The sequence below is a fragment of the Methylobacterium sp. J-092 genome, assembly GCF_022829325.1.
In the GTDB taxonomy this organism is placed as follows: domain Bacteria; phylum Pseudomonadota; class Alphaproteobacteria; order Rhizobiales; family Beijerinckiaceae; genus Methylobacterium.
In genome coordinates, this window is sequence record NZ_JAKSXU010000199.1 from 20,901 (window position 1) to 39,627 (window position 18,727).

Annotated in this window: 15 protein-coding genes and 1 tRNA gene; 12 read left to right on the forward strand and 4 right to left on the reverse strand. The window is 69.8% G+C overall.

All coding sequences use genetic code 11. From position 1 onward, the window contains the following. Positions 1-8: 8 nt before the first annotated feature. The 3 genes from MKK60_RS23940 (at position 9) to MKK60_RS23950 (ending at position 5,283) form a co-directional block, all read left to right on the forward strand. A complete protein-coding gene (locus MKK60_RS23940; RefSeq protein WP_147728429.1) occupies positions 9-3,218 on the forward strand; it encodes an efflux RND transporter permease subunit in 3,210 nt (1,069 codons plus the stop codon). Positions 3,219-3,338: 120 nt separating this feature from the next. Continuing rightward, entirely contained in the window at positions 3,339-4,349 is a 1,011-nt protein-coding gene (locus MKK60_RS23945; RefSeq protein ID WP_243988835.1) for an SDR family oxidoreductase, read from the forward strand. Between the two features lie 67 nt (positions 4,350-4,416). Then, positions 4,417-5,283: an MBL fold metallo-hydrolase gene (locus MKK60_RS23950; protein WP_243988836.1), complete on the forward strand. Its 867-nt coding sequence runs from the start codon at positions 4,417-4,419 to the stop codon at positions 5,281-5,283. A gap of 42 nt (positions 5,284-5,325) precedes the next feature. Here MKK60_RS23950 and MKK60_RS23955 read toward each other — a convergent pair whose 3' ends face one another. Continuing rightward, positions 5,326-6,030: a glutathione S-transferase N-terminal domain-containing protein gene (locus tag MKK60_RS23955; protein WP_147726072.1), complete on the reverse strand. Its 705-nt coding sequence runs from the start codon at positions 6,028-6,030 to the stop codon at positions 5,326-5,328. A 260-nt stretch (positions 6,031-6,290) separates the two neighbouring features. Here MKK60_RS23955 and MKK60_RS23960 point away from each other — a divergent pair, with 260 nt between their 5' ends. From MKK60_RS23960 to MKK60_RS23970, 3 genes are all read left to right on the forward strand, one after another. Beyond that, entirely contained in the window at positions 6,291-6,524 is a 234-nt protein-coding gene (locus tag MKK60_RS23960; protein ID WP_147726073.1) for a hypothetical protein, read from the forward strand. Between the two features lie 61 nt (positions 6,525-6,585). Next, a tRNA-Pro gene (locus MKK60_RS23965) sits at positions 6,586-6,662 on the forward strand. 28 nt (positions 6,663-6,690) lie between these two features. Continuing rightward, positions 6,691-7,002: an ETC complex I subunit gene (locus MKK60_RS23970; protein WP_243988837.1), complete on the forward strand. Its 312-nt coding sequence runs from the start codon at positions 6,691-6,693 to the stop codon at positions 7,000-7,002. Positions 7,003-7,026: 24 nt separating this feature from the next. Here MKK60_RS23970 and MKK60_RS23975 read toward each other — a convergent pair whose 3' ends face one another. The 3 genes from MKK60_RS23975 to MKK60_RS23985 all read right to left on the reverse strand — a co-directional run bounded on the left by MKK60_RS23975 (position 7,027) and on the right by MKK60_RS23985 (position 9,429). Next, positions 7,027-7,491 (reverse strand): nucleoside deaminase, encoded by a 465-nt coding sequence (locus MKK60_RS23975; protein WP_243988838.1) that lies wholly within the window; start codon positions 7,489-7,491, stop codon positions 7,027-7,029. 65 nt (positions 7,492-7,556) lie between these two features. Then, positions 7,557-8,624 carry a spore photoproduct lyase family protein gene (locus MKK60_RS23980; protein WP_147726083.1) on the reverse strand — a complete coding sequence of 356 codons (1,068 nt, stop codon included), beginning with the start codon at positions 8,622-8,624 and terminating at the stop codon, positions 7,557-7,559. 52 nt (positions 8,625-8,676) lie between these two features. Further along, positions 8,677-9,429, reverse strand: a complete 753-nt coding sequence (locus MKK60_RS23985; protein ID WP_243988839.1) for an SHOCT domain-containing protein — start codon at positions 9,427-9,429, stop codon at positions 8,677-8,679. Between the two features lie 307 nt (positions 9,430-9,736). On the opposite strand from MKK60_RS23985, the gene glgX reads away from it, so the two are divergent. From glgX to adh, 6 genes are all read left to right on the forward strand, one after another. Further along, the gene (glgX, locus tag MKK60_RS23990) at positions 9,737-12,007 is read left to right on the forward strand and encodes a glycogen debranching protein GlgX (protein ID WP_147844239.1); all 2,271 of its coding nucleotides are present in this window, start codon (positions 9,737-9,739) and stop codon (positions 12,005-12,007) included. 141 nt (positions 12,008-12,148) lie between these two features. Continuing rightward, positions 12,149-12,526: a response regulator gene (locus MKK60_RS23995; protein WP_243988840.1), complete on the forward strand. Its 378-nt coding sequence runs from the start codon at positions 12,149-12,151 to the stop codon at positions 12,524-12,526. Between the two features lie 187 nt (positions 12,527-12,713). Then, entirely contained in the window at positions 12,714-14,681 is a 1,968-nt protein-coding gene (locus tag MKK60_RS24000) for an AI-2E family transporter (protein ID WP_243988841.1), read from the forward strand. A gap of 307 nt (positions 14,682-14,988) precedes the next feature. Next, positions 14,989-16,611 carry a hybrid sensor histidine kinase/response regulator gene (locus MKK60_RS24005; protein ID WP_243988842.1) on the forward strand — a complete coding sequence of 541 codons (1,623 nt, stop codon included), beginning with the start codon at positions 14,989-14,991 and terminating at the stop codon, positions 16,609-16,611. A gap of 50 nt (positions 16,612-16,661) precedes the next feature. Continuing rightward, a complete protein-coding gene (locus tag MKK60_RS24010) occupies positions 16,662-16,982 on the forward strand; it encodes a plasmid stabilization protein (RefSeq protein ID WP_243933891.1) in 321 nt (106 codons plus the stop codon). Positions 16,983-17,167: 185 nt separating this feature from the next. Then, on the forward strand, positions 17,168-18,691 hold the full coding sequence (gene adh, locus MKK60_RS24015; RefSeq protein ID WP_243988843.1) for an aldehyde dehydrogenase: 1,524 nt from the start codon (positions 17,168-17,170) through the stop codon (positions 18,689-18,691). The last annotated feature ends 36 nt before the right edge of the window (positions 18,692-18,727 follow it).

Sequence of the window (18,727 nt, forward strand, 5' to 3'; positions counted from 1 at the left end):
TTTGACCGATGCGTTTTGCCCACTTCTTCGTCGATCGGCCGATCTTCGCGTCGGTCACGTCGATCATCTTCCTGCTCCTCGGCTTCGTCGCCTACGAGAGCTTGCCGGTCTCGCAATATCCCGAGATCGTCCCGCCCACGGTCACCGTGCGCGCGAGCTTCCCCGGCGCCAACGCCGAGACGGTGGCCGCGACGATCGCGACGCCGATCGAGCAGGAGGTGAACGGCGTCGACAACATGCTCTACATGACGTCGCTGTCGACCAACGACGGCAACATGCTGCTGACCGTCACCTTCAAGGTCGGCACCAACCTCGATATCGCCAACGTGCTGGTGCAGAACCGGCTCTCGGTGGCGCAGCCGCGCCTGCCGCCGGACGTGCGCAACCTCGGCGTCACCGTGCGCAAGGCCTCGCCCGACCTGATGCTGGTCGTGCACCTGCTCTCGCCGAACAAGACCTACGACCAGAACTACCTGGCCAACTACATCTACCTGAACATCCGTGACGAGATGCTGCGCCTGGACGGCGTCGGCGACATTACGATCTTCGGCGGCAACGAGTACGCCGAGCGCATCTGGCTCGACCCGAACAAGCTCGCCGCCTACGGCCTCTCCACCACCGACGTGACCACGGCGTTGCAAGAGCAGAACGTGCAGGTCGCCGCCGGCGCGCTCAACGCGCCGCCCGCCCAGACCGGCGAGGCGTTCCAGCTCGTGGTGCAGTCGCAGGGGCGCTTCCAGACGCCGGAGGAGTTCGCCGACGTCATCGTGAAGGCGACCAACGGCCGCCTGGTGCGGGTGAAGGACGTCGCCCGCACCGAGATGGGCCAGAAGGACTACACCACCAACTCCTTCCTGAACGCGACGCCGGCGGTGGGCATCGGCGCGTTCCAGCGCCCGGGCACCAACGCGCTCGACGCCGCGGCCTCCGTCAAGAAGGTGATGGAGAACCTGAAGAAGAACTTCCCGCCCGACGTCGAGTACCGCATCGCCTACAACCCGACCGAGTTCATCGAGGAGTCGATCCAGGAGGTCTACAAGACCCTGTTCGAGGCCGTCGGCCTCGTGGTGATCGTGATCCTGGTGTTCCTCCAGAGCTGGCGCACGGCGCTGATCCCGGTGATCGCGATCCCCGTCTCGCTCGTGGGCACCTTCGCGGCGATGTCGGCCTTCGGGTTCTCGCTGAACAACCTCACCCTGTTCGGGCTGGTGCTCGCCATCGGCATCGTCGTCGACGACGCGATCGTCGTGGTCGAGAACGTCGAGCGCAACATGGAGGAGGGGCTGTCGCCGGGCGAGGCTGCGCACAAGACCATGGACGAGGTCGGCTCGGCCGTCGTCGCCATCGCGCTCGTGCTGGCCGCGGTGTTCATCCCGACCGCCTTCATCCCCGGCATCTCGGGCCAGTTCTACAAGCAGTTCGCGCTGACGATCGCCGCCTCGACGATCATCTCCGCCTTCAACTCGCTGACCCTGTCGCCGGCACTCTGCAAGCTGCTCCTGGTGCCCCACCACGCCCGCAAGCAGCCGAAGTTCTTCCTTACGCGGTTCATCGCCTGGCTCGCCGACCTGTTCAACCGCGGCTTCGAGGCGCTCTCGAACGGCTACGCCCGGGTCGTCGGCCTGCTCACCGGCTACAGCGTCGGCATCGTCGCCGTGATGGTGTTCTACGGCTTCGTCATCTTCGGCACGATCCACCTCGTGCAGACGACGCCGACAGGCTTCATCCCCGACCAGGACCAGGGCTACCTCATCGGCGTGGTCCAGCTGCCGGCCGGCGCCTCGCTCGACCGCACCACCGAGACGGTGAACCGGGCGGCGGCGGAAGCGCGCAAGATCGACGGCGTGACCAACACCGTCATCATCGCCGGCTTCGACGGCGCGACCTTCACCAACACCACCAACTCCGGCGTGATGTTCATCACGCTGGCCGGCGCCAAGGAGCGCGCCACCCACGGGCGCAGCGCGGCGGTGATCACCGGCGAGGTGCTGAAGGCCACCGCCAACATCCAGGAGGCGCGGGTCATCGTCATCCCGCCGCCGCCGGTGCGCGGCCTCGGCAACGGCGGCGGCTTCAAGATGCAGGTCGAGAGCCGGCAATCCTCGGAGACCGGGCCGCTGCTGGCCGCCGCCGGCGAGCTGATCGGCCAGGCCAACCAGAGCAGCGACGTGCAGCGGGTGTTCACCACCTTCGGCAACGACACGCCGCAGCTCTACCTCGACATCGACCGCACGATCGCGCGGATGCTGAACGTGCCGCTGGCCAACGTCTTCGCCTCGGTGCAGGCGGACCTGGGCGGCGCCTACGTCAACGACTTCAACACGCTCGGCCGCATCTACCAGGTGCGCCTGCAATCCGACGCCGCCTACCGGACCTCGCAGCAGGACATCTCGCAGATCAAGGTCCGCTCCTCCACCGGCGCGCTGGTGCCGCTGGGGACCCTGGCCTCGCTGCGCACCGTCGCCGGCCCGCAGATCGTGCAGCGGTTCAACCTGTACTACTCGGTGCCGGTGCAGGGCGTGGCCAAGCCCGGCGTCTCGACCGGACAGGCGCTCACCGCCATGGAGGAGATCGCCGCCAAGGCGCTGCCCGAGGGCTACGCCTACGACTGGACCGAGATCGCCTACCAGCAGAAGGCCACCGGAAACACGGCGGTCTACGTGTTCGCGCTGGGCATCCTGCTGGTGTTCCTGGTGCTCGCCGCGCAGTACGAGAGTTGGGCGCTGCCGATCTCGATCCTGATGGTGGTGCCGACCGGGGTGCTGGCCGCCTTGTTCGGCGTGCAGCTGCGCGGGCAGGACAACAACATCCTGACCCAGATCGGCCTGATCGTGCTGATCGGTCTCGCGGCGAAGAACGCCATCCTGATCGTCGAGTTCGCCCACGACATCGAGGAGGCGGAGCACAAGGGCCCCGTCGCCGCCGCGATCCAGGCCTGCCGCCTGCGCCTGCGCCCGATCCTGATGACGGCCTTCGCCTTCATCCTCGGCGTGCTGCCGCTGGTGATCGCCACCGGCCCCGGCGCCGAGATGCGCCAGGCGCTGGGCACCGCGGTGTTCTTCGGAATGATCGGCGCGACCTTCTTCGGCCTGTTCCTGACGCCGGTCTTCTACGTGATGATCCGGAACATCGTGATCTGGGTGGGCAAGAAGCGCGGCAAGACCACCGACGACGGCCACGGCGGCGCCCCGGCGCACGCGGCGCCCGCGCATACCTGATCCGGCCCGGCGCCGGCGACCTTCGCGGCCCGCAGGGCGTGTCCATTGGGCACGGCCTGCGGGCCGCAACCGTTTGCGCCGCAACCGCTTGTCGCTGCGGTACGTCGGGGGAAGTCGCGCATGGCACGGGTCGCAGTCGTCACAGGGGGCACCGCCGGGATCGGCCTGGCCACCGCCCACCTGTTCGCGTCCCGCGGCTGGTCGGTGGCGGTGATCGCCCGCGACGAGGCCCGGCTGCGCGCGACCGCCGCCGCCCTCGCGGCTTACGGCCGCCCGGTGCTGACGATCTCGGCCGACGTGTCGGATGCCGAGGCGGTCGACGCCGCCGCCGCCCGGATCGAAGCCGAGCTCGGGCCGGTCCGCGCCTGGGTCAACAACGCGATGTCGACGGTGGTGAGCCGGGCCGACCGGATCGCGCCGGCCGAGTACCGCCGCGTCACCGAGACGACCTATCTCAGCCAGGTCTACGGCACGCTCGCCGCCCTGCGCTTCATGAAGCCGCGCGACCGCGGGGCGATCATCCAGGTCTCGTCCGGGCTGGGCTACCGCGCCGCGGCGCTGCAGGCGCCGTATTGCGCGGCCAAGTTCGCCGTCTCGGGCTTCACCGACTCGCTGCGCTGCGAGCTGATCCACGACAAGTCCGCGGTCTCGCTCAGCGTGATCTACCTGCCGGCGGTCAACACCCCGCAATACCGCTGGACCCGCAACCGGACCGGCCGCGACCAGAATGCGCCGGACCCGGTCTACGATTCGCGCCTGTGCGCCGAGGCCATCGTCTACGCCGCCGAGCATCCGCGCCGCGAGGTCTGGGTCGGCCGCAGCACGGTGATGATGGCGGCGGCCCAGGCCCTGGTCCCGGGCTATGCCGACCGGAAGGCCGCCGAGATGTGGCCCAAGCAGATGGCCGACGAGGACCTGCCGTACCGGGCCGGCAACCTCGACGCCCCGGTGCCGGGCGACGTCGGCATCGACGGGCGCTTCGGCGCCCGGACCAAGCGCACCCGTTCCGCGTTCTGGACCAGCCGGGAGCGCGACCTGCTCATGGCGGGCCTGGCCGGAATCGCCCTGGCGGGGCTCGCGAGCGCCGCGGCGGTGGCGCGTTCCCCGCGGCGGCTGCTGCCGCGGCCCTGACGGGCTCCCGTTCCGGCGGGGCGCCTGATAGGAACCCCGCACCATCCCCACTGCCACGAGGCGACGCGTGCCCGGATACCTGCCCTTTGCCGGCGCCCTCGATCTGCCGGCCTACGTTTGCGACAATTGCGGCTTCTGGCAGCGCCACTTCGAGACCCCGCCGGCCTGCCCGATGTGCCTCGACGCCCGCCACGTCGTGCCGCAGGACGGCTGGCGCTTCTGGACGAAGCGCGAGGCGCAGGCGCGCTTTCCCTGCCATTGGCAGGAGCTTGAGCCGGGCGTCTGGCGGTTCTGGAACGAGCCGGTCTCGGGCATCGGCCCGTCGAGCTACCTGATCTGCACGGAGGCCGGCAACATGGGCTTCGAGGGCTGCCCGGTCTTCAGCGAGGCGGCGCTCGACTACATCGCGAGCTTGGGCGGCATGCAGGTGCTCTCGGCCTCGCACCCGCACGCCTACGGGGCGCTGGTGCAGCTGCAGGACCGGTTCGACCCGGAGCTGTGCCTGCCCGCCGCCGACTTCGCCTGGAGCGCCGCGCTGCAGGTCTCGTGGCCCTACGACGACTTCCTCGAGCCGCTGCCGGGCCTCGAGCTCCACCGCACCGCCGGCCACTTCGACGGCCACGCCGTGCTGTTCGATCGCCGGCGGAAGATCTGCTTCTGCGGCGACGCTTTGAAGTTCGAGCTGGACCCGGAGGATTTCCGCCGCGCCGTGACGATCTCGGCGCACAAGGCCTTCGTGCGCGGCGTGCCGCTGACGACGAACGAACTTCGCCATTACCGCGACGTGTTCGCCCGCCTCGACTTCACCCAGACCTGGACCCCGTTCGAGCCCGCCGCCAATTGCGGGCGTGCCGAGGTCCTGGCGCTGATCGACGAGATGCTGGCGACGCGGCCGCACGCGGCGCCGGTGCGGTTGGACGGCCTACGGCGGTAACGCCGCTTTCCTCCCCCCGCAAAGGGGGGAGGGAGGTGCGCGTCAGCGCTTGGTGTTCCCCGCCGTCTGCCCGAACATCACCTTCTTGGCGTCCTCGCTCATGGTCTTGCCGTGGTCGGGGTTGACCTCCGGGGCGCGGGCGTAGGCGGCCTTGGTGGCGGGGCGCTCGGCGATGGCGTGGAACCAGCGTTTCAGGTTCGGGTGATCGTCGAGGGTCTGGCCCTGCTTCTCCCACGGGACGATCCAGGGATAGGCCGCCATGTCGGCGATGCCGTAATCGCCGGCGACGAAGTCGCGGTCGGCGAGCCGTCGGTCGAGGACGCCGTAGAGCCGGTTGGTCTCGTTGACGTAGCGGTTGATCGCGTAGGGGATCTTCTCGGGGGCGTATTGCGAGAAGTGGTGGTTCTGGCCGAGCATCGGACCGAGGCCCCCCATCTGCCAGAACAGCCATTGCAGCGCCTCCTGCCGGCCGCGGAGGTCCGTGGCCAGGAACCGGCCGGTCTTCTCGGCGAGGTACAGCAGGATCGCGCCCGACTCGAACAGCGTGATCGGCGCGCCGCCGTCGGCCGGCGCGTGGTCGACGATCGCCGGCATGCGGTTGTTCGGCGCGATCTTCAGGAAGCCGGGATCGAACTGCTCGCCCTTGCCGATGTTGACCGGCTTGATCGTGTAGGGGAGGCCGACCTCCTCGAGGAACATCGTCACCTTGTGACCGTTCGGGGTCGGCCAGTAGTAGAGATCGATCATCGAAACATCCTCAGGTGACGTGGACCGTCGCGCCCTCGATGCCGCAGGTGGGTCGGATGCGCCGCGGATCAAGCGGCGTTCGGCACGGGGCGCCTCTGGGACCGCCCGCGCATCGGTCATACCGCAAGGACCACGTTGGCCGTCGGCCTTTCGCAATCGTATCTTCGTCTTCACGCCGCCATCGATCAAATGCGCGGCAATCCTCGGCCGTTTCCTTCAGGCCCGCCATGGTTTGAGTCGCGTCATCGGGGAGGCGGGTCATGATCAGCGCGACGTCGATCAGCAGTGCCGGCCTTGCTGCCGCGTCGCAGAGGTTCGAGTCGACCGCCACGCGCGTGGCCGAGATCGGGACGAGCCTTCCGAGCGCGGCCCAGGTCGACCTGTCGAGCACGGCCGTCCGGCTGATCGAGGACAAGGCCGCCTTCGCGGCCAACGCGGCGGTCCTGCGCGCGTCCGACGCGATGGAGCGGACAGTCCTCGACATCCGCGTCTAGGGCCGCGACACCGATCGAACCTTGCCCGCGCCCCGGCGACCCCGTAAGACCGATGGCATGTCGGGGTGTAGCGCAGTCTGGTAGCGCACCTGGTTTGGGACCAGGGGGTCGTAGGTTCGAATCCTATCGCCCCGACCATCGATTTCCGGAGCGGTGTCTGAAGGCCATGTCGAGCGCCCGCATCTTCCAGCCGTCGAAGGACGCGTCCCAGTCGGGGACGGCCCGGACCAAGGTCTGGCACCTCGAGTTCGACCAGACCGCGCCGCGCGAGACCGACCCGCTGATGGGCTGGACCGGCTCGGGCGACATGCTGCAGCAGGTCCACCTCAAGTTCGAGACCCTCGAGGATGCGGTCGCCTACGCCAAGAAGGCCGGCATCGCCTACCGCGTCGAGGAGCCGAAGACGGCCCCCCCGCGCAAGGGGCTGTCCTACTCCGACAATTTCAAGTTCAACCGCACGGCGCCCTGGACGCACTGACCGGGACGCGCCGAGCCGATCGGCTCAGGCCTCGTCCTTGCGCGCCTTCCAGGCCGCGTAGGGCGCGGTCGCGTCCGGCACGTCGAGGTGCTTCAGCCGCATCGGCTGCGCGTCGAGCGGGCGGCACAGCTCGGCGTAGATCTCGGCGCCGAGCAGCCCGAACTCGCCGGCCGTGGCGGCGGCGTTGGCGAAGTAGCCCTCGCGGATGCCCGACAGCCGCATCGCGGCGTGGCACATCGGGCAGGGCTGGCCGCTGGCGTACATCACGCTGCCGGACAGGTCGCGGCTGTTGAGGCGCCGGCTCGCCTCGCGCAGCGCCACCATCTCGGCATGGCCGGTCGGGTCGTTGGTGGTGTGGACGTTGTTGGCGACCCGGGCCAGGACCTCGTCGCCGCGCACCAGGACGGCGCCGTAGGGCGTGCCGCCGTCGCAGACGTTGTTGGCGGCCAGCTGCACCGCCTCGCTCAGGTACCGTGCGTGATCGCTCATGATGGTCGGTCCTCCCGGATGCGGTCGGGAACGCCCAGGGGCGGAGAACGGTTCGATTCCGCCGCTCAGAACGCGTAGCGCACGGTGCAGTACGGCATCGTCTCCGCGAGCACCGCCTTGAAGCGGGTGAGCCAGCGGCCCTTCCAGCCGGCGCGGTAGCGGACGTTGGCGCCCCCGCCTTCGGAGACCTTGGCCTCCTGGATGTCGGGCCGCCACAGCAGCTCCTCGGCGCGCGGGTGCCAGCCGAGATTGACTGCGTGCAGGCCGGCATTGTGGGTCAGCAGGATGATCTCGCACTTGAGCTGGGCCTTGGCGGCGTCCGACAGCGTGCCGTCGATCTCGGCGAACAAGGCCCGCCAATCCGCCTCCCAGCCCTCGTAGAGGATGACCGGCGAGAAGTTGACGTGGACCTCGTAGCCCGCGGCCACGAAGTCGTCGATCGCCGCGATCCGCTCGGCGATCGGCGTCGTGCGCACGTCGACCACCTTGGCGATCCGTGCCGGCATCAGCGAGAATCGGATGCGGGTGCGCCCCTGCGGGTCGTAAGCGAGCAGGTCGCGGTTCACCGCCTTGGTCGCGAACGAGCCCTTGGCGTTGGGCAGGGTGCGGAACAGCGCGACGAGGTCGCGGACGTTGTCGCAGATCGCCGCGTCGACCGAGAGGTCGCCGTTCTCGCCGATGTCGTAGACCCAGGCGGCGGGATCGATGGTGTCGGGCTCCGGCAGCGCGCCCTGCTTCCGGGCATGCCGCGCGATCGCCGCGCAGGCGGCCTCGACGTTCACGAACAGCGAGATCGGGTTGGAAAACCCCTTGCGCCGCGGCACGTAGCAGTAGGCGCAGGCCATGGCGCAGCCGTTCGAGGTCGAGGGCGCGATGAAGTGGGCGCTGCGGCCGTTGGGCCGCATCGTCAGCCCCTTCTTCACTCCGAGCACCAGAGTCGAGCGCTTGATCCGGACCCAGTCCTCGACCGAGCCCTCGTTGCCGTGGAGCGCCGGGATGTTCCAGTGCGAGGGTACCGGGATGCGCGTCGCGTCTGGGTAGCGCGCCAGGATCTCGCGCCCGCGCGGAAACGTCTCCACCGCGGGCTCGTGATAGATCGTGGAGATGTCGAGGAGGTCGCCGATCGAGGCCATGCGGGGTCCGGCGGCCCGGAACGCGGCCGCCCCTGCGATATGGGGCGCCGGCTCAGAGCCGCGAGAGCAGGTCGGCCTTCTTCTCGGCGAACTCGGCCTCGGTCAGCACCCCGCGGCCGTGAAGCTCGGCGAGCCGCTCGATCTTCGTGAACACGTCCCCGTCGCCCGACGAGTCCGGCGGCGCGGCAGGGATGGAAGCGGGGGCGAGGGCCGAAGCGGGAGAAGCGTCGTGCGCGGGCGTCGGCGCGTCCGGCGCGAGGCGGCGCAGCGTATCGAGGGCGATGCTGCCCTGCGGCCCGGTGAAGCGCAGGGCGCCGTCGGACTGGGAGACCCCCGAGATCTGGTGCTCGCCGGTGTCGTAGAGCGCGACCCCGGCGTCGGCCTCGATCGCCAGGCGCCGCGTCTCCGGGAAGTAGGCATAGCGCAGGCCGTTCTGGGCGCCCGCGCTCGACGGCCGGCCGAGGCCCGCCGGCCACCACTCGCCGCCGCCGCGGCCGCCCGCGGCCCGGCCGCTCCCGCTCCAGCCGCCCGGGGGCAGGGCGTCGGCCAGCTCGGCGCAGAGGCCGGCGACGCGGGCCTTCAGCTCCGCGTCGAACATCCGCCCGACCATGACCATGCCGCCGGAGAACCACTGGCCCATGCCGCCGAGCTCCGGGTGGTCGAACTGCGCCATCGTGCCGTTGCCGGCCTCCAGCGCCCGCATCAGATGGCGCACCGCTTCGAGGCTGACGCCGTGGCGATCCGCCACGATCTGCAGCCCGGAGGCGTGGTCGGGGCCCTCGTCGTTGTGTGCCTCAAGGGTCATGCGGGCTGCTCCGGGGGACGCGATGCGCCGAGGCGCTGCTGGGGGCCGCGTGTGCCGGGCCTCGCGCCCGGGGCGAGCCCGCACTATGCCGCGGTCGGCGGAGCGGTGGAAGAACCCGGGCTGCGCAAAAATGCCAGGCCCGCGAACGGTTTCCGCCCGAACCTTCGGCACCCCTCGCTGCGCTGCAAAAATTTCGCGCACGGCGGAGCTTCGCCCACGGACGCACGTTCACAAAATGGCCCGGGGGCCCCGCTGCCGAGCGTCAGGCAGCGGTCGTCGTGATGCGGCCCCGGCCGCCGGAGTGAACATGGCCGACCATAACCGCTACGCAGCCTCGACCCGTCCCGTTCGTTCGCGCATCCAGGAAGGCAAGCCCTATCCCCGCGGCGCGACCTGGGACGGCCTCGGCGTGAACTTCGCCGTCTTCTCCGCCCATGCGACCAAGGTCGAGCTCTGCCTGTTCGACGAGTCCGGCGAGAAGGAGATCGAGCGTATCGCGCTGCCCGAATACACCGACGAGGTCTGGCACGGGTACCTGCCCGACGCGCGCCCCGGCACGATCTACGGCTACCGCGTCCACGGCCCCTACGAGCCCAAGGCCGGGCACCGCTTCAACCACAACAAGCTGCTGATCGACCCCTACGCCAAGGGGCTCGTCGGCTCGATCACCTGGAACCCGGCCCTGTTCGGCTACCAGATGGAGACCGGCGACGACCTGACCTTCGACGAGCGCGACAGCGCGCCGTTCACCCGTCGCAGCCAGGTCATCGACCCGGCCTTCACCTGGGGCGCCTACCGCAAGCCGAACATCCCCTGGGAGAAGACCATCATCTACGAGGCCCACGTGAAGGGCCTGACCAAGAACCATCCGAGGGTGTCCGAGCGCCTGCGCGGCACCTATGCGGGCCTCGGCAACCCCGACGTGCTCGACTACATCAAGAGCCTCGGCGTCACCGCGGTGGAGCTGCTGCCGGTCCACGCCTTCGTTCAGGACGACTACCTGCAGGAAAAGAACCTGGTCAATTACTGGGGATACAACACGATCTCGTTCTTCACCCCCGCGCGGCGCTACGCGGCGGTGCCGGACTTCGCCTTCTCCGAGTTCAAGGAGATGGTCGCGCGCCTGCACGGCGCCGGCCTCGAGGTGATCCTCGACGTGGTCTACAACCACACCGCCGAGGGCAACGAGAAGGGCCCGACCCTGTCGTTCAAGGGGATCGACAACGCTTCCTACTACCGGCTGCTGCCGGGGCAGGAGCGCTACTACATCAACGACACCGGCACCGGGAACACCTTCAACCTCTCGCATCCGCGCGTGCTGCAGCTCGTCATGGACAGCCTGCGCTACTGGGCGACCGAGATGCGCGTCGACGGCTTCCGCTTCGACCTCGCCACCATCCTGGGCCGCGAGCCGCACGGCTTCGACGAGGGCGGCGGCTTCCTCGACGCCTGCCGCCAGGACCCGGTGCTGAACGACGTGAAGCTCATCGCCGAGCCGTGGGATTGCGGCCCGGGCGGCTACCAGGTCGGCGGCTTCCCGCCGGGCTGGGCCGAGTGGAACGACCGCTTCCGCGACGACGTCCGCGGCTACTGGAAGGGCGACGAGGGTCTGCTGCCCGATCTCGCCAACCGCATCACCGGCTCGGCCGACAAGTTCAACAAGCGCGGGCGCAAGCCCTGGGCCTCGGTGAACTTCCTCACCGCGCATGACGGCTTCACCCTGCACGACACGGTCGCCTACAACGACAAGCACAACGAGGCCAACGGCGAGAACAACCGCGACGGCCATTCTCACAACCTCTCGTACAATTACGGCGTCGAGGGACCGACCGACGACCCGGCGATCCGCGCCGTGCGCCTGCGCCAGATGCGCAACATGCTGGCGACCCTGTTCCTGTCCCACGGGACGCCGATGCTGCTGGCCGGCGACGAGTTCGCGCGGACGCAGAAGGGCAACAACAACGCCTACTGCCAGGACAACGAGGTGTCGTGGATCGACTGGGGGGCGATCGGCGCCGAGGAGCGCGATCTCGCCGAGTTCACCCAACGCCTGATCCTGCTGCGCAACGCGCTGCCGATCCTGAGCCGCGGCCGCTTCCTCACGGGCCGGTACGACGAGGAGTTCGGCGTCAAGGACGTGACCTGGCTGCGTCCGGACGGGGCCGAGATGGGGTCCGAGAACTGGACCGACGGCGGCGCGCGTTCGCTCGCGGTGCTGCTCGACGGGCGGGCCCAGGCGACCGGCGTTCACCGCCGCGGCGGCGATGCCACCCTGCTCATCATGTACAACGCCTACCACGACCTCGTGCAGTTCACCCTGCCGGAATCGGTCGGCGGATCGGCCTGGACGCGCCTGCTCGACACCAACCTGCCCGACAGCCAGGAGATCGCGAGCTTCGCCTCGGGCGAGCGCTACGACGTCACCGGCCGCTCGATGCTGATGTTCGTGCTGAAGCCGGACGACACGCCCGGCGACGCGGTGACGGAGATGGAGCGGTCCTACCAGCACGTGATGCAGGCCTTCGAGCGGGCCAACATCCACGAGGTCCACTTCCACCTCGACGAATCCGATCGCTGATTTCGGCGTCTTCCCCTCGGGCGGACGATCTGCCACGAGGGGCTAAATACAAAAATCGGACGATCGCGGGCCGCCGTGCGTTGGGTATCGACGCGCGGCGGCGACGCGTCTGACGGTCATGCGTCGAGGGATCCATCATCCATGCTCAAGATACTGCTGGTCGAAGATCATGAGGAGATCTGGGATTTCCTGTCCCGCCGGCTCAAGCGTCGCGGGTACGAGGTGATCCTGGCCCATGACGGCGAGGCCGGGGTGCAGCAGGCGCGCTCGGGGCGCCCCGACGTGATCCTGCTCGACATGAACCTGCCGATCCTCGACGGCTGGTCGGCGGCGCGCGCGCTGAAGTCCGGCAGCGACACCCGCGGCATCCCGATCATCGCGCTCACCGCCCACGCCATGTCGGGCGACCGCGACAAGGCGATCCAGGCCGGCTGCGACGACTACCACCCGAAGCCCGTCGATTTCTCGAAGCTGCTCAGCCAGATCAGCGCGGCGTTGGGCGAGACGGCGTCGGCCTGAGGCGGGCCATTCTTCCCTCCCCCTGGAGCGGGGGAGGGTGGGCCTCGCGTCGGCGAGGGTCGGGAGAGGGGAGCGACCTCTCCGGACAACGCGCTCCCTTCTCCCGACCCGCTTCGCGGGCCACCCTCTCCCGCAGGGGGGAGGGAAGAGGCGGCGGCGGACTTCAGCGTAACCGGAGCGTAATCCCATGAGCGACGATCCCGTCACCGCGCAGCGCCTCAAGAACGGCCTGCCGGTCTTCGTCGCGCTGGCCTCGTTCCTCCTCGTCGTCGCGGTGATGGCGGCGCTGTATTTCGGGCGCGACATCCTCGTTCCGGTGACGCTGGCGATCCTGCTGAGCTTCGTCCTGGTGCCGGCGGTGCGCCTGCTCGGGCATATCCGCGTGCCGCGGGTGCCGGCGGTGCTGCTCGTCGTCGTGGTGGTGTTCGGCGCGCTGTTCGGGATCGGAACCCTGATCGCGCGCGAGGGCGGCCAGCTTGTGTCCGACCTGCCGCGCTATTCCCTGGTGATGCAGGACAAGATCAAGTCCCTGCGCGGGGCGACCGCCGACACCGGCACGCTGTCGCGAATCGTCGACGTGTTCCAAGACCTGAGCGCGACGCTGTCGCCGCCGCCTCCGCCCGAGCTGAAGGGCGATCCGGGCACTGCCGGGCATCCGCTCACCGTCGAGATCCGCGCGGCGCGGGCCGGCTTCGTCGAGAACCTCCAGACCTTCGCCGGGCCGATCCTGCACCCGCTGGCCACCACCGGCCTGATCCTGATCTTCACGATCTTCATCCTGCTCCAGCGCGAGGACCTGCGGAACCGGATGATCCGGCTGGCCGGCGGCTCGGGCGACCTGCGCCGCACCACCGCGGCGATCGACGACGCGGCGCGCCGCCTCAGCCGGTTCTTCCTGGCGCAGCTCGCCCTCAACGTCGCCTTCGGCGTGGTGATCGGCGTCGGGCTGTGGCTGATCGGCGTGCCGAGCCCGACCTTGTTCGGGGTGCTCGCGGCGATCCTGCGCTTCGTGCCCTATATCGGCGCCGCGATCAGCGCCCTGCTGCCGCTGGTGCTGGCGGCCTCGGTCGATCCGGGCTGGACTATGGTGATCGCCACCGCGGCCCTGTTCCTGGTGGTCGAGCCGATCGCCGGCCACGTGATCGAGCCGCTGCTCTACGGGCACTCCACCGGGCTCTCGCCGATCGCGGTCATCCTCTCGGCGACCATCTGGACCTTCCTGTGGGGGCCGATCGGCCTCGTGCTCGCCACCCCGCTCACCGTCTGCCTCGTTGTGCTCGGCCGCCACGTCGACCGGCTCTGGTATCTCGACGTGCTGCTCGGCGACCAGCCGGCCCTCGATCCGCCGGAGATCTTCTACCAGCGCATGCTCGCCAACGATCCGGCCGAGGCGATCGACCAGGGCCGGCAGTTCCTCAAGGAGCGGGCGCTCGTCACCTACTACGACGAGGTCGTGCTCGCCGGCCTCAGGCTGGCGCAGGAGGACCTGTCGCGCGGGACGCTCGACCGGGAGCGCCAGGGCGAGGTCGGCGCCGCGATCCGCACCGTGGTCGCGCGGCTCGGCACCATGCCGGTGGCCCGGCGCCCCGGCAGGGGCAAGGCCCGCACCGGGAGCTCCGAGGCCGCCGCCGCCGTCGCCGCGGCGGGGCCGGACCGCAAGGTCGCCGCCGTCGTGCTCAAGCCGTCGGACCTCGCGCCGGCCTGGCGCGGCGCGGTGCCGGTGCTCTGCGTCTCGAGCCGCGGCCCGTTCGACGAGGCGGCGACGCTGATGCTGAGCCAGACCCTCGACCGCCACGGCCTGCGCTCCGAGGTGATCGCGATGTCCGCGATCCGCGCCGGCGCGCGGCCGAAGGATGTCGGCAGCCTGGCGATGATCTGCTTCTCCTATCTCGAGCCGGTGAGCCTGTCGCAGATCCGCTTCACCGTGCGGCAGGCGCGCGCCGCGGTGCCGGGCGTCAGCGTCCTCGTCGGGTTCTGGGGCGAGCGCGATCCCGCCACCCTCGATCGCCTGCGCCGGGCGACCTCGGCCGACTTCCTGGTCACGACGCTCAACGACGCGATCGAGAACGCCATCGCGGTCTCGCGCATGCCGGCGGCGGCGCCGGCGCATCCGGCCGCGCGATCCGAGCCCCGCTTGCCGCAGGCCGCCGAGTAGCGGCGGCGGTCGACGATGTGGGCGACGTCGTGCACCGGCCGGCGCGACGGCTCGCCCGCGAGGACCGCGGATCACGCCTTCGCCGATGCGCGAGACCGGCTCGACGGGCGGCATCCGCGCTTTCGGCTTCGGCGCGGGCCTGACCTTCGCCAGAATGCCGGGATCGCCCGGGTGCCCCCTGGCGTTATCGCGGTGGCGTCGATCCGGATCGTGCGCCAGAACGCGTTTGCGCAGGGGCAGCGGCTCGCCGGCGTCGAACGAAGCGATGGAGCGGCCGACCGATGCCGAAGGATGAGACCCCGTCGACATGACCCAGACGCCCGAGACACCGCCGACCGGCCGCACCACCCGTGTCGGCACCGGGTCCGTCTCCGCCATGTCGGACCCGCGCAACGAGATCTTCTTCGCGGCCGTCGAGACGACCCGCATGCCGATGACGGTGACGGACCCGCGCCAGTCTGACAACCCGATCATCTTCGCCAACAACGCCTTCATCGCGATGTCCGGCTACAGCCGCGAGGAGATCGTCGGCCGCAACTGCCGCTTCCTGCAGGGACCGGAGACCGACCGCGAGGCGGTCGCGCAGGTGCGCGCGGCGATCGACGAGCGGCGCGAATACAGCACCGAGATCCTGAACTACCGCAAGGACGGCTCGACTTTCTGGAACGCGCTGTTCGTCTCGCCGCTCTACGACACCGCGGGGGAGCTGCTGTACTTCTTCGCCTCGCAGCTCGACGTGTCGCGCCGCCGCGACGCCGAGGAGGCCCTGGGCCAGGCCCAGAAGATGGAGGCGCTCGGCCAGCTCACCGGCGGCATCGCGCACGATTTCAACAACTTGCTCCAGGTCATCGTCGGCTACGTCGACATCCTCAGCGCCGGGCTCGAGAAGCCGGATGCCGACAAGGGTCGCCTCGGGCGTGCCGCCGACAACATCCGCCAGGCCGCGCAGCGCGCCACGACGCTGACGCAGCAGCTCCTCGCCTTCTCGCGCAAGCAGCGGCTGGAAGGCCGTGCGGTCAACCTCAACGCCCTGATCGAGGGCATGCGCGACATGGTCGCCCGCTCCGTCGGCGAAGCGATCACCGTCGACTACGACCCGGCGCCGGACCTGTGGAACTGCCGGGTCGACCCGACCCAGGCCGAGGTCGCGCTGCTCAACGTGATGATCAACGCCCGCGACGCGATGCCGGAGGGCGGCCGCATCCGCATCGTCACCGAGAACCTCGACGTGTCCGAGCGCGACATCACCGGGACCGGCCCCTTGCGCGCCGGCCGCTACGTCCGGGTCTCGATCACCGACACCGGCACCGGCATGCCGCCCTCGGTGCTGGCGCGGGTGATGGACCCGTTCTTCACCACCAAGGAGGAGGGCAAGGGTACCGGGCTCGGCCTCTCGATGGTCTACGGCTTCGCCAAGCAGTCGGGCGGCGCGGCCCAGATCGAATCGGTCCAGGGGGAGGGCACCACCGTGCGCCTGTCGTTCCCGGTGACCGAGACCGGGGTGAAGGAGGCGCCGAAGCCGGCGGCCCGCGCCATCGAGCGCCAGGGCACCGAGACCATCCTGATCGTCGACGACCGCGAGGACGTGGCCGAGCTCGCCCGGACGATCCTGCGCGACTTCGGCTACGTCACGCTGATGGCCGGGAACGGGCGCGAAGCCCTGGAGATCCTCGACGGCAACGACCGCATCGACATGATCTTCACCGACCTGATCATGCCCGGCGGCATGAACGGGGTGATGCTCGCCCGCGAGGCGCGGCGCCGGCAGCCGCGGCTCAAGGCTCTGCTCACCACCGGCTACGCCGAGGCGAGCCTGGAGCGAACCGACGCGGGGGGATCCGAGTTCGACGTGTTGAACAAGCCCTACCGCCGCACGGACCTGATCCGTCGCGTGCGCGCCGTCCTAGACGGGCCGACCGGGACCGGCTGAGGACGCTGCGCCGGCGGACGGGTGAATCGGGCGGAGACGCGAGGTCGATCATGCCGCAGGGCGACAAGGGCAAGTACACCGACAAGCAGGTGCGGAAGGCCGAGCACATCGCCGACTCGTACGAGAAGCGCGGCGTGCCCGAGGAGGAGGCCGAGGCCCGCGCCTGGGCGACGGTCAACAAGGACGACGGCGGCGGCAAGAAGCCCGGCGGCTCCGGCCGGGGCAAGGCCACCGGCCACCCGGCGGCGCATGCGGGCGGGGAGAAGGGCGGCAAGGCGGGCGGCAAGGCCTCGGCCGCGCGCACGCCGGAAGAGCGCTCCGCCTCCGCCAGGAAGGCGGCCGCCACCCGCAAGGCGAATCGCGGCGGCTGACCCCTGCTGCCGGCGGCGGTCGCCAAACGGCGGCGATCCGGCTACCCTCCGACGAGCGCTCGCGGACCTGGTTGGCCAAAAGTCCAACTTGCCAAGGCCTCCCATCTGGCTTTGGCTGCGATCGGCCAGCGAGAAGCCGAAAAAGGCCGGCACGCCATGCCGGAACCGCACGGAGGAACAGCACCATGAACAAGCCGGAATTCTTGGCCGACGCCAAGACCAAGTCGCCGTTCTCGGCCCGCTACGACAACTTCATCGGCGGGCAGTGGGTCGCGCCGGCGAACGGCCGCTACTTCGAGAACACCTCGCCGATCACCGGCCGGGTCATCTGCGAGGTCGCCCGCTCGGACGCGCAGGACGTGGAGAAGGCGCTCGACGCCGCCCACGCCGCCAAGGAGGCCTGGGGCCGCACCTCGGCCGGCGAGCGCGCCCGCATCCTCAACAAGATCGCCGACCGGATGGAGGAGAACCTCGACCTGATCGCGCTGGCCGAGACCTGGGACAACGGCAAGCCGATCCGCGAGACGGTGAACGCCGACATCCCGCTCGCCATCGACCACTTCCGCTACTTCGCCGGCTGCATCCGCGCCCAGGAAGGCGGCATCTCCGAGATCGACCACGACACGGTCGCCTACCACTTCCACGAGCCGCTGGGCGTCGTCGGCCAGATCATCCCGTGGAACTTCCCGATCCTGATGGCGGTGTGGAAGGTCGCCCCGGCGCTCGCCGCCGGCAACTGCATCGTGCTGAAGCCGGCCGAGCAGACCCCGGCCTCGATCCTCGTGGTGCTGGAGCTGATCGCCGACCTGCTGCCGCCGGGCACGCTCAACGTCATCAACGGCTTCGGCCTGGAATGCGGCAAGCCGCTCGCCTCCTCGCCCCGCATCGCCAAGATCGCCTTCACCGGCGAGACGACGACGGGCCGGCTGATCATGCAGTACGCCTCGCAGAACCTGATCCCGGTGACGCTGGAGCTCGGCGGCAAGTCGCCGAACATCTTCTTCGCGGACGTGGCCAACGAGGACGACGATTTCTTCGACAAGGCGCTCGAAGGCTTCACCATGTTCGCCCTCAACCAGGGCGAGGTCTGCACCTGCCCGAGCCGCGCGCTCGTGCACGAGTCGATCTACGACCGGTTCATGGAGCGCGCGGTCAAGCGCGTCGAGGCGATCACCCAGGGCTCGCCCCTCGATCCCACGACGATGATCGGCGCGCAGGCCTCGTCCGAGCAGATGGAGAAGATCCTCTCCTACATCGACATCGGCCGGCAGGAGGGCGCGCAGGTGCTCACCGGCGGCGCGCGCAACGTGAAGGATGGCGACCTGGCCGACGGCTTCTACGTGCAGCCGACGGTGCTCCAGGGCCACAACAAGATGCGGATCTTCCAGGAGGAGATCTTCGGGCCGGTGCTCTCGGTGACGACCTTCAGGGACGACGCCGACGCGCTCGCCATCGCCAACGACACGCTCTACGGCCTCGGCGCCGGCGTGTGGACCCGCGACGGCACCCGCGCCTACCGCTTCGGCCGCTCGATCCAGGCCGGCCGCGTCTGGACCAACTGCTACCACGCCTACCCGGCCCACGCGGCCTTCGGCGGCTACAAGCAGTCCGGCATCGGCCGCGAGAACCACCGCATGATGCTCGACCACTACCAGCAGACCAAGAACATGCTGGTGAGCTACTCGGCCAAGAAGCTCGGCTTCTTCTAGGCCTGCGAGAAACCGCCCCGGCCGCCAAGGCGGGGG